The organism is Paraburkholderia sp., assembly GCF_035656215.1.
GTDB lineage: Bacteria > Pseudomonadota > Gammaproteobacteria > Burkholderiales > Burkholderiaceae > Paraburkholderia.
In genome coordinates this window covers 1-11150 of the sequence record NZ_DASRSY010000092.1, presented here as the reverse complement: position 1 = coordinate 11150, position 11150 = coordinate 1, and the positions used below count along the sequence as shown (strand labels likewise).

At 61.1% G+C, this 11150-nt stretch carries 9 protein-coding genes; 1 reads left to right on the top strand and 8 read right to left on the bottom strand.

All coding sequences use genetic code 11. The features are described from left to right. From VFE81_RS05070 to VFE81_RS05040, 7 genes are all read right to left on the bottom strand, one after another. Positions 1 to 531, bottom strand: a 531-nt coding sequence (locus VFE81_RS05070) for an MFS transporter (protein ID WP_325043550.1), incomplete at its 3' end; no start/stop codon positions are given. Positions 532 to 671: 140 nt separating this feature from the next. Further along, the gene (locus VFE81_RS05065) at positions 672 to 935 is read right to left on the bottom strand and encodes a hypothetical protein (protein ID WP_325043549.1); all 264 of its coding nucleotides are present in this window, start codon (positions 933 to 935) and stop codon (positions 672 to 674) included. Between the two features lie 60 nt (positions 936 to 995). After that, positions 996 to 1652 (bottom strand): sarcosine oxidase subunit gamma, encoded by a 657-nt coding sequence (locus VFE81_RS05060; protein WP_325043548.1) that lies wholly within the window; start codon positions 1650 to 1652, stop codon positions 996 to 998. Then, complete coding sequence (locus tag VFE81_RS05055; protein WP_325043547.1) at positions 1642 to 4644, bottom strand: sarcosine oxidase subunit alpha family protein; 3003 nt, start codon at positions 4642 to 4644, stop codon at positions 1642 to 1644. Before VFE81_RS05055 ends, VFE81_RS05060 begins: the two co-directional genes overlap by 11 nt. Further along, positions 4641 to 4967, bottom strand: a complete 327-nt coding sequence (locus tag VFE81_RS05050; RefSeq protein WP_325043546.1) for a sarcosine oxidase subunit delta — start codon at positions 4965 to 4967, stop codon at positions 4641 to 4643. The genes VFE81_RS05055 and VFE81_RS05050 overlap by 4 nt, the downstream gene beginning before the upstream one ends. Positions 4968 to 4983: 16 nt before the next feature. Then, a complete protein-coding gene (locus VFE81_RS05045; protein WP_074287583.1) occupies positions 4984 to 6228 on the bottom strand; it encodes a sarcosine oxidase subunit beta family protein in 1245 nt (414 codons plus the stop codon). A gap of 46 nt (positions 6229 to 6274) precedes the next feature. Then, positions 6275 to 7669, bottom strand: coding sequence for an L-serine ammonia-lyase (locus tag VFE81_RS05040; protein WP_325043545.1), 1395 nt, complete (start codon positions 7667 to 7669; stop codon positions 6275 to 6277). Positions 7670 to 8009: 340 nt separating this feature from the next. On the opposite strand from VFE81_RS05040, the gene VFE81_RS05035 reads away from it, so the two are divergent. Further along, entirely contained in the window at positions 8010 to 9092 is a 1083-nt protein-coding gene (locus VFE81_RS05035) for a GlxA family transcriptional regulator (RefSeq protein ID WP_325043544.1), read from the top strand. Between the two features lie 96 nt (positions 9093 to 9188). On the opposite strand, the gene VFE81_RS05030 is transcribed toward VFE81_RS05035, so the two are convergent. Then, the gene (locus VFE81_RS05030; protein WP_325043543.1) at positions 9189 to 10997 is read right to left on the bottom strand and encodes a DUF2235 domain-containing protein; all 1809 of its coding nucleotides are present in this window, start codon (positions 10995 to 10997) and stop codon (positions 9189 to 9191) included. Positions 10998 to 11150: the final 153 nt, after the last annotated feature.

Sequence of the window (11150 nt, the reverse complement as noted above, 5' to 3'; positions counted from 1 at the left end):
GAACGCCGGCAACACGAAATACGACACCACACCCGCCGTGATGAACCCGAGCGGCCAGAAGCCATCCATCAGCGCAATCAAACGCCCGCGTGACGCTGCAGGCACGAATTCAGACAGGAGCGTCTGCGCAATAGGAAACTCCATGCCCATCCCGAAACCAAGCAGCACGCGATAGAAGATCAGCGCCTCGACACTGTGCGCGGTCGAGCACAGATACGATGCGAGCCCCCACAGCACCATGCTCCACTGAAACACGGGGCGCCGTCCGAGGCGATCAGCCAGCAATCCGGCGACAGCCGCGCCAATCACCATGCCGAAGAAGCTCGCGCTCGCGACCAACCCTGTCGTCGCGGTGGACAAATGAAATTCGCTCTTGATCGAGCCCAGCACGAAGGTCATCGTGCCGAGATCGACCGAGTCGAAGAAGAATGCGATCGCGATGATGATGAAGATGGTCCGGTGATATCCGGAGAACGGCAGTCGCTCGAGTCTGGCGGCTGCGCTCGCGCGAGGCTGAAAAGCGGTAGACATGTCATTCCCTCGTTGATGCGGCGGCTGCCGCGTGGACGTTCCGATCAGTGCAATTCAGTAGACGCCGACATAAATCGGCCACATAGAAGAAATACGTCATCGGGATGGAACGGGGGCGTCGTTCCTGCCGTTCACGAGACCTACGGGCGCAACCGTGCTCGCGCCGCGCCGGCAATACGCGCAAGCGCATCCGCGCTCAAACGGGCGGCGATTTTCTCAACGTATTCGTGATGCCGCGGTTGAAGCGGTGCGCCGAGTTGCTGCGCAAGGAGATAGCGGATCAGCGCGATGCGCCGGTGCCGCAACACAATGCTCTGATCGAGCAGCGCGAGCGCGGCGTGGGCATCGCCTTGATGGCACGCGCGTTCAGTGAGACGCGAGGTAGCTAGACGTGTCGACGTCATGTCAGTCGGCGGCCGGGAGAGCCGCGAGCAGTGCTTCAGAAAGACACCGCTCGCCGCATTTCACGACATCAGCGGCTCGGCCGCGTCGAGCATCATCTTGACGAAGTAGTCCGCAAAACTGCGGCGCACGACGATATCGAAACTATCCGCGCCGGAGGGCAACAGTGTCATCGATGCCTTGAAGTAGTGGCTCTGTGCGCACTGTCCTTCACCGAACAATTTCGGGTGCAGATCGAGCGGGCAACCGCGCGCCAGCACTTCACGCGTACGGGTGCCGCTGATGTCGAGCACCGTATAGCCGCTGCCGATATCCACGGCCGACGCGAACACGCCCGCAAATGCCGCGCCGAGCTTCGCCTGCAACGGCGCGGTGTGGGTTGCGTCGTGCGCCATGGCCGAGCGCACCAGCCACTCGTCCGGGCCGAGCCACAGCACGTCGTAACCATTGCCTCGCGCGATGGTGTTCGCTTTCTCGGGAGGCCGGCAGCCGATCACGCTTTCCACTGCCTTCATGAACGCAGCATCGCGCGTATCGCCGCGCACGTTCACCAGTTCCAGAAACGGCCGCTCGCTCAAGCGGAACGCCGCCGAAGCCGTCGCCTGATGTTTCTTCAGCAGCGCATCCGTACCCACTAGCGGCGATTCCTGCCACACGCCCGTTTGCTGGCCGACAGCGCGATCCACTGCCGACACTGTCCCTCTTGTTTCATTCCACATGTTGACGTGCTCCTTCGCTGTCGTAGAACACCGAACTGGTGACCCTGGCTGCAATCTGCTTGCCGCTCGCGAGCGGAATCGTGACCGTTTCACCGATCTTGTCGAGACCGCCCTTCACCACCGCCATTGCAATCGAGCGTTTCAGGATCGGACTGTAATAGCTCGACGTGACGTGGCCGAGCATCGGCGCGGTATCGCCCTGGAAGGGACCGGCAACGATCTGCGAGCCTTCGGGAATCACGAACGACGGATCGTCCGAGAGCAGTCCGACCAGTTGCTTACGCCCCGTCCTCGCCGTGTCCGTTCGCGTCAATGAACGCTTGCCGAGAAAGTCTTTCGACTTCGCGACCAGCCCGCCCATGCCGAGGTCGTACGGTGTCATCGAACCATCCGTATCCTGACCGACGATGATGTAACCCTTCTCCGCACGCAGTACGTGCATGGTTTCCGTGCCATACGGCGTGATGTCGAATTCCGCACCTGCGGCCATCAACGCTTCCCACACTGCGCGTCCTACGTTCGCGGGCACGTTCACCTCATAAGCGAGTTCGCCCGAAAAGCTGATCCGCATCACGCGCGATGCCGCGCCCGCTACCGTACCCTCGCGATAACTCATGAACGGGAACGCCGCGTTCGCAAAGTCGATGTCGTGACACACCTTCTGCAAAACCTTGCGGCTGTTCGGGCCGACCACGGCGAAGGTTGCCCAGTGATCCGTTACGGAGGCGAGCCGCACGCGCATGTCCGGCCATTCTGTTTGCAGCCAGCGTTCGAGCCACGTGAGCACGCGCGCCGCGCCGCCGGTCGTGGTGGTCATCATGTAGTGCTGGTCGGCGAGACGCACGGTCACGCCGTCGTCGAAAATCATGCCGTTTTCGTCGAGCATCAGGCCATAGCGGCACTTGCCGACTTCCAGCTTGCTCCACGGATTCGTGTAGACCCAGTTCAGCAGCTTCGCCGAATCGGGGCCCTGAATGTCGATCTTGCCGAGCGTCGAGGCATCGAGAATGCCGACGCTCGTGCGCACCGCCAGCGACTCACGCGCGACAGCGGCGTGCATGTCCTCGCCCGGCTTCGCGAAGTACCAGGGGCGCTTCCAGTTGCCCACGTCCTCAAACGCCGCACCGTTTTCCACATGCCATTCGTGCACCGCTGTCTTGCGTACCGGATCGAGAAACTCGCCCAGTTCGCGACCGGCAAACGTGCCGAACGTCACCGGCGTGTAGTTCGGACGGAACGTCGTCGTGCCGGTTTCGGGAATCGTCTTGCCGAGCGCCTGCGCGAGAATCGCCATGCCGTTGATGTTGCCGAGCTTGCCCTGATCGGTGCCGAAACCCATCGCCGTATAACGCTTCACGTGTTCAACGGATTCGAAGCCTTCGCGCGCCGCCAGGAAAATATCGGCCGCCGAGACGTCGTTCTGGAAGTCGACGAACTGCTTCGGCCCGCGCGTCGAGAGTTCGCGACCGCCGACGAGCCACAGCGGTTGCATCTTCGTTTCGGTAATCTCTGTCACCTGCACCGGAGTCGGTCGTGCAACGATGTGACCAGCCGCACGCGCCGCCTCGACACCGGCATCGACCGCAAAGCGAATACCCTGTCCCAGCGTGAAGTCGCCGGCACACGCGCCGATGCTCGTCTCCGCCTGCATCGCCTTGCCCGGCACGAAGCAGGCCTTGTCGTCATGCCAGTGCGCCTTGCCGCCCGATTGCGCGAACAGGTGCAACACGGGACTCCAGCCGCCGGACATCGCGAGCAGATCGCAGGGCAACTCGCTCTGCTTCGCGCCGACCTGTCCATTCGAATACGACGCTATGTCGACAGACGACACGCGAAGCTTGCCGTGCGCGGCCGTAATGGCCACACCGTTCATCACTTTGACGCCGTAGCGCCGCGCGAGCGCGGGCAGCGTGCCCTTCGATTCGCCCGCTCGCGGATCGACGACCGTCACCTGGGCACCCGCCGCTTTCAGATCGAGCGCGCATTGATAACCGTCGTCGTTGTTGGTGAACACCACGGCATTGCGTCCGGGGAGTACCGCATAGCGATGCAGATACGTCGACACAGCCGAAGCCATCATCACGCCCGGCAGATCGTTGTTGCCGAACACGATCGGCCGCTCATGCGCGCCCGTTGCGAGAATCACGCGTTTCGCACGGATCTTCCACATCAGTTCGCGCGTGCCCTTTCTCTGCGACACCGGCAGATGCTCGGTGAGCCGCTGCGTGACGGTGATGAGGTTATGGTCCTGGTAACCAAATGCAGTGCTGCGGCACAGGATCTTCACGTCGGGCATCTGCCGCAACTCGTCCTCGATCTTGTGGACCCATTGCAGCGCGGGTTTGCCGTCAATCTCCGCGCGGCACGACAACAGCGAGCCGCCGAGTTCGGGCTGATCGTCGATCAGCGTCACACGTGCGCCCGACAATGCCGCCGCATGTGCCGCCGCCAGACCCGTCGGGCCACCGCCGACCACCAGCACGTCGCAATGCGCAAAGCACTTGTCGTAGCGGTCCGCATCGGTTTGCTCGGGCGCCTTGCCTAGACCAGCCGCATCGCGGATCACTTCTTCATACTTTGGCCAGAACTTGCGCGGCCACATGAAGGTCTTGTAGTAGAAGCCCGCCGGAATGAAGCGCGCGAACTTCTGGTTGATCGCCATGCGATCTTTTTCGATGCTCGGCTGCGCGTTCACGCTGGTCGCAACGAGCCCCTGATACAACTCCACTTCAGTTGCGCGCGCGTTCGGCACCGTGTACGCGCCGGTTTCGAGTTGCACGATCGCATTCGGTTCTTCCACACCCGCCGTCACGATGCCGCGCGGCCGGTGGTACTTCCAGCTGCGCGCCACGAAGTGCTCGCCGTTCGCCAGCAGCGCGGACGCGAGTGTATCGCCCTGATAGCCCTGATACTTGCGGCCGTTGAACGTGAAGTTCAGTACGATTGCGCGGTTGATGCGCCCGCCGCTGGGGAGTCGGTCTTTCTGGCTCATGGTGCCTTACCCTCTTGTGCCTTGTCTTGTGCGTTAGCCTCGTTGCTATCCATCGCGAGCAGCGGACGGTCGAACGTCTCGTAGCCCTGAATCTCGTAGCTCACCGTGTCACGCTGCGCCTTGAACCAGCGGCGGCATCCTTGCGTGTGCATCCATTGCTCACGATGCACGCCGCGCGGATTCTTGCGCATGAACAGGTAGTCGCCCCATTCCTTGTCGGTGAGTTTTTCGGTGTCGAGCGGACGCGCAATGTCCGCTTCGCCGCCGCAGGAAAATTCGGTTTCGGCGCGTGGCCCGCACCATGGGCATTCGATCAGCAGCATGTGGATCTCCCTAGTGTCAGTGGGCAACAGCGGCGGCGCCGTGCTCGTCGATCAGATGGCCGGTGTAAAAACGGTCCAAAGAGAACGGCGCGTTCAGCGGATGCGGTTCGTCCTTCGCGATCGTATGTGCATAAGCCCAACCCGAACCGGGCGTCGCCTTGAAGCCGCCCGTGCCCCAGCCGCAGTTGAAATAAAGCCCCTTCACGTCGGTCTTGCTGATGATCGGGCACGCATCCGGCGACACATCGACGATACCGCCCCACTGGCGATTCATCCGCACACGCGAGAAAACCGGGAACATTTCGACAATCGCTTCGAGCGTGCCTTCGATAATCTGAAAACTGCCGCGCTGACCGAAGCCCGTGTATTGATCGACACCCGCGCCGATCACCAGATCGCCCTTGTCGGACTGGCTGATGTAGGCGTGCACCGCGTTCGACATCACCACCGTATTGACGACCGGCTTGATCGGCTCGGAGACCAACGCCTGCAACGGGTGGCTCTCCAAAGGCAAACGAATGCCGGCCATGTCCGCGAGCGTGGACGTATTGCCCGCCGCGACCACCGCGACCTTCTTCGCCTTGATGAAACCCTTGGTGGTATCCACGCCGACCACCTGGCTGCCGTCACGACGAATCCCCGTGACCTGACAGTTCTGCACGATGTCGACGCCATGTTGATCCGCCCCGCGGGCGAAACCCCACGCCACCGCATCGTGCCGAGCCACACCGCCACGGCGTTGAATCGACGCACCGAGCACCGGATAACGGCTGTTCAGATTGATGGTCGGCTCGATTTCCTTGATCTGTTCCGGTGTGAGGAATTCCGCATCCACACCGTTCAGCCGGTTTGCATTCACGCGACGCTCGGTGTCACGCACATCCTGCAACGTATGCGCGAGGTTCATCACGCCGCGCTGGCTGAACATCACGTTGTAGTTAAGGTCTTGCGACAGGCCTTCCCAGAGCTTCATCGCTTTCTCATAGAGCGCGGCCGATTCGTCCCACAGATAATTCGAGCGCACGATAGTCGTATTGCGCGCGGTATTGCCGCCGCCGATCCAGCCTTTCTCCAGCACGGCGATATTGCGCACGCCGTGTTCTTTCGCGAGGTAATAGGCAGTGGCGAGACCATGCCCGCCGCCGCCGACGATCACGACGTCGTACTCACGCTTAGGCTCGGGGCTTTTCCACTGACGCTCCCAGTTCTCGTGATACGACATCCCGTTGCGCAACAGGCTGAATATCGAATAGCGGCTCATTGTTGGTCCTTTGGGTCCTGTTGTTACTCTTTGATTCTTGACTGGTTCAACACTCGATGACGTTCACGGCGAGGCCGCCGCGCGACGTCTCCTTGTATTTGGTCTTCATATCCGCGCCGGTTTCGCGCATTGTCTTGATCACGTTATCGAGCGACACGTAGTGCTGGCCGTCACCCTTCATCGCCATGCGCGCGGCGTTCAGCGCCTTGATCGCACCCATTGCATTGCGTTCGATGCAGGGAATCTGCACGAGGCCGCCGACCGGATCGCAAGTCATGCCGAGGTTGTGTTCCATGCCGATTTCGGCGGCGTTTTCGACCTGAGTCGGCGTACCGCCCATCACGGCTGCGAGCGCCGCTGCGGCCATCGAGCACGCCACGCCCACCTCGCCCTGGCATCCCACTTCAGCGCCCGAGATCGAAGCGGTTTCCTTGTAGATGATGCCGATCGCAGCCGCCGTCAGGAGGAACGTGACGATGCCCGCGTCGTTCGACGCATGCATGAACTTCACGTAGTAATGCAGCACCGCGGGAATCACGCCGGCCGCGCCGTTGGTCGGCGCCGTGACGACGCGCCCACCCGCTGCGTTTTCTTCATTCACGGCCATGGCGTAGAGATTGACCCAGTCGAGCATCGACAGCGGATCGCGCAGCGACTCTTCCGAGCGCGAACGCAATTGCGCGCACAGGTCGGCCGCGCGGCGCTTCACGTGCATCGGGCCGGGCAACTCGCCGCGCACCTTGCAGCCGCGTTCGACGCAAGCGGACATGACGCGCCAGATCGCCAGCAGACCTTCACGCACTTCCTGTTCGGTACGCGACGCGCATTCGTTGCGCAGCGTCACCTCTGCGATCGACAAACCGGTTTCGCGGCACACGCGCATCAGATCGTCGCCGGTCCGAAACGCGTAAGGCACGTCCGCGCCGGCGCGCAGGCCGTTGACGCGGTCGCCTTCGCGATTGATCACAAAGCCGCCGCCGATCGAGTAATACTCTTTCTCCACCAGCAGTTGGCCGTTCTCGTCGAAGGCCTGAAAACGCATGCCGTTCGGATGCACGATGCTCGAACCCGGCGCACCCGGCATCAGCTTGCGAAAAAAGCCGAGGTGCTCGCGCTCGTCGAATTTGACCGGATGCTTGCCGAGCAGCACCAGTTGCTTCGTTTCGCGCATCGCCTGCAGGCGCGGTTCGATCGCGTCCGGGTCGATCAGATCAGGTAGATTGCCTTCGAGGCCGAGCAGCACCGCCTTGTCCGTGCCATGCCCTTTGCCGGTCGCGCCGAGCGAGCCGAACAGTTCGACCTTGACGCGGCGCACGAAGCTCAGCAGATTGGCGTCTTCGATATGCGAGGCGAAGCGGCACGCAGCGATCATCGGCCCGACGGTGTGCGAGCTGGAGGGACCGATGCCGATCTTGAACAGATCGAATACGCTGACGTTCATGACGTGCCTTATACGTTGCGATACCAGAATTAGCTGGGGTGCCGGGTTTGGCTTGAACTAGCCCCTATTGCACCGCACGTCAAATTGGACCGATAGAATAAAAACGGCATGACAGTGGGATAGTGGCGTCAAGCGGGCCGCCGGCAAAGCGTGGCGGCGGATTTGCGATGACTTCTGACGCATTTGCGACAGGCGGTGCGGTTGCGGCTGGCGATGCTGGTGCCACCGCTGAATGTGCCTGACGAGGGTCAGGCTGGTGGCATTAACTGGTGGCACTCGCGAGCGCTTCTTTTCCCCGGTGCTATGCTTGAATCAACCCTTTCCCTTGCTGGCTGCATGCATGAATTCCGCTGAACCGCTTCCCCTTCAATCGATCGACGGTCCCTCGAAGCAGCGCATCCGCTTCGGCATCATCCTGCTGCCGAACTTCACGCTGACGGCGTTCTCGGGTTTCGTCGACCTGCTGCGCCTGTCCGCGGATGAAGGCGACTTCAGCAAGCCCGTGCGCTGCTCGTGGAGCGTGATAGGGGAAACCCTCGCTCCGGTACGTGCCAGTTGCGGAATCCAGATCACGCCGTGGGAGACGTTCGACAACGCCGAACCGTTCGATTACGTCGTCGTGGTGGGCGGCCTGCTGCATTCCGGGCCGGCCGCGAACGAAGCGACACTGGCCTTCATCCGCCGCGCCGCCGCTACCGATGCGACGCTGGTCGGCATGTGCACGGGTGTGTTCTCGCTGATGCGCGCGGGCGTGCTGGACGGCCACCGCATCTGCGTGAGCTGGTTTCACTACTGGGATTTCATCGAACGCTTTCCGGCGGTCAATGAGGAGGCGCTGGTGGCGGACCGGCTATTTGTGATCGACCGTCGGCGCATTACGTGTTCCGGTGGGCGAGCGTCGATCGACGTGGCGGCCGCGATTCTGCTGCGCCACTTTGAAACGGCCACGGTGCAGAAGGCGTTGCGGATTCTGCTGGTCGACGATATGCAGAAGGGCAACGCGCCGCAACCGCATCCACCGGGGTTGGCGCCCGCCGCGCATCCAAAGGTGAAGCGCGCGATTCTGCTCATGGAGCAGCACGTGGGGCGTTCGCTGTCGCTCGATGAACTGGCGCGCAAGCTTGATCTCTCGCCGCGTCAACTCGAACGGCTTTTCAAGGCGCAAACCGGTAAAGCGCCGCAGGCGTATGCGAAGCAGGTGCGTTTGCGTACTGCTGCGTGGCTGCTGACGAGTTCGGATAAAACGGTGGCGGATATCGCATCGAGCTGTGGCTTTTCCGATGCCTCGCATCTGGGACGCGAATTCCGCAAGCAGTTCGGCCTGCCGCCGATGATGTACCGCGAGCAACGCGGGACGGCCGCCGAAGTCGATGACGGCTCAGGCTATGACGAGACCTTTCCGGGGCGGGCTCAGGCGATCTGAGCGTGGCGTGGGTTCTCGGGCATGGTTTGCGCCCGGTTCAACTACGCGGCGCGCGTCAAACGTGACGCTCGCGCACTGATGTCGGACCCGTGTCGCTCATACCTCGGCGGAAACCTCTGAAATGGATTCCAGCAGCGCGAGCCGCAGACTTTCACCCGCGTAACGAGTGCGGAATTTCAGGTAACCACCGCTTTCCCACGGCGCGTTGCGCGAAAGAGCGCGGCCAGACCAGTTGTCGAATGGTTTGAAGCCCGCGAAAGAATCGTGACAGTATTCGCTGAAGAAATCGAGTTCGATCGGGCTGAGCTTGCGGGTCCTGACCAGTCCGTAAATGTGGCGTCTATCACGTGGAATGCTGGCGTGCGCGTCATACGCCTCGGTCAAGTGATTTTCAGCGGCCGATTGCCGGAAGATTTGTCCGCTCAGGGATAGTTTCGATGTGGCGACGCCTTCGCGTGCGTAATAGACCCGGTGTTCGGCATCGTCGATCTCGCGGATGTCCTTCAGGAAGACATTGTGTGCGCCCAGCAGGTCGCTTTGCTCGGTTTGGGTCGCTTGCTGAACGAACGGCAACTTCCCGTAGCTGTCGCGGAAGCGGAAGCGCCACGCGAGGATGTCGATGAGGCAGTCGGCGATTTGGCGGGTGGTGGTGCCGTTGGTTTTGATGAATGTCCTATAGGCCACCGCCAGTCTCTCGCTAATTTCGAATGGGTCCCATTTGGTCTTGGCATCAAGCGCGATCTCTTGCTTCAGGGGTACAAGAGCGGCGCAGGCCGCGTCATACATCATATTGAGTGGTATCTGCGAGAGCTTGCTGTTGTCAGTACGTTCGTTCTTGCCTTGCTCATCGGGCAGATAGCCACCGCCAAGGTCTGAATGCATGCCCGGGAAACGGAATTGCCGGCAGTTCGGAGGCATCGCATCGCCGGGCGCCTGCACATCCTCAAGCGGGAACGATTCACGCTGCTCGTGCATGGCAACGTAATGCTCACAGTGGCGAACCCGCGACGAAATCCGGAGATTTTTGGGCTCTCCCCAAGCATTATGGCCGTTGGCCCATCTGCCGGCGGCGGGCCCCAGTCCAACTGCGGCCACCGTGTCGAAAATGCCGAGAAAGCGGATATGGGAGGTCACGCCCGCCAGTGTGTCACCCTCGAAACATTCGTCCAGCCAATTGCAGAACACGCGTGCTTGCGCTGCACCGCGGCTGAAGCCGAACACGTCGATGAAGACCTCAACCAGTTTCGGGTGCTGCGTGTCACTGATTTTCTGTGCAAGTTGGGCGAACTGTGCCTTGAGGAACTGCGTGCGATACGTGAAGCCGTTCATCGTCAGCAGTCCGCCCTGATCTTTCATGCCGACCTGGTCAAGTGCATACTGGTCAGACGGGGATAAAAGGTTAGCGCTCTCTTCTGTACCAATCCCCTGCGGTAGCCAATTATTTCTGGATAGCGCCTTGACGCTTTCCGCGGAAATCATTGGTCGATTGCTGCTGTCGATTGAACCGTGCATCGCGTTCAGCACCGACAGCAGTCCAAACACAATGCGTGCATCGCCTCCAGCGCCGAAACCCATGCCCCACTTGGTCGATGCATCTTCGCCAATTTTGTCGAATGGCGTGCCGACGCCGGGTATGTACAGGGGATAGAAGCCAGCCGCGTGCTCAGCTGGATACGCCCGGAACAGACGTGCGACGTTGCTATCTTTGCGGCGTTCTAGTTGTGTTCCTCCTGTCCCCGGTTCAACCCAGTCCTGGTTGTTGCCGGTACCATCGAAAAACAGACCGATATGCAGTGAGAACTCGCACTTCTCCGCATGACACCGCATAGTCGGCACAGTCGCTTTCACACCAGTTGTATTCATGGGATGCGCTGCGACGCGCATCAGGCTTGTATTGTCAGTCATGGTCAGAGTCCTGCTAGTGTCCTGAGTTAAAAATTCATTGAAAGATGCCGATCACGTACTAAAGTGTTCTGTGTAGCACTTGATACGCGGAGGCAACGATGAGTGGACGGTCCAAAGGGGAACTCGTGCTGAGCGATTCTGAGCGCGAAGACC

Coding starts and splice junctions, on each gene's coding strand:
- VFE81_RS05065 (WP_325043549.1), bottom strand. CDS start 935: ATGACGTCGACACGTCTAGCTACCTCGCGTCTCACTGAACGCGCGTGC.
- VFE81_RS05040 (WP_325043545.1), bottom strand. CDS start 7,669: ATGAACGTCAGCGTATTCGATCTGTTCAAGATCGGCATCGGTCCCTCC.
- VFE81_RS05055 (WP_325043547.1), bottom strand. CDS start 4,644: ATGAGCCAGAAAGACCGACTCCCCAGCGGCGGGCGCATCAACCGCGCA.
- VFE81_RS05030 (WP_325043543.1), bottom strand. CDS start 10,997: ATGACTGACAATACAAGCCTGATGCGCGTCGCAGCGCATCCCATGAAT.
- VFE81_RS05050 (WP_325043546.1), bottom strand. CDS start 4,967: ATGCTGCTGATCGAATGCCCATGGTGCGGGCCACGCGCCGAAACCGAA.
- VFE81_RS05035 (WP_325043544.1), top strand. CDS start 8,010: ATGAATTCCGCTGAACCGCTTCCCCTTCAATCGATCGACGGTCCCTCG.
- VFE81_RS05060 (WP_325043548.1), bottom strand. CDS start 1,652: ATGTGGAATGAAACAAGAGGGACAGTGTCGGCAGTGGATCGCGCTGTC.
- VFE81_RS05045 (WP_074287583.1), bottom strand. CDS start 6,228: ATGAGCCGCTATTCGATATTCAGCCTGTTGCGCAACGGGATGTCGTAT.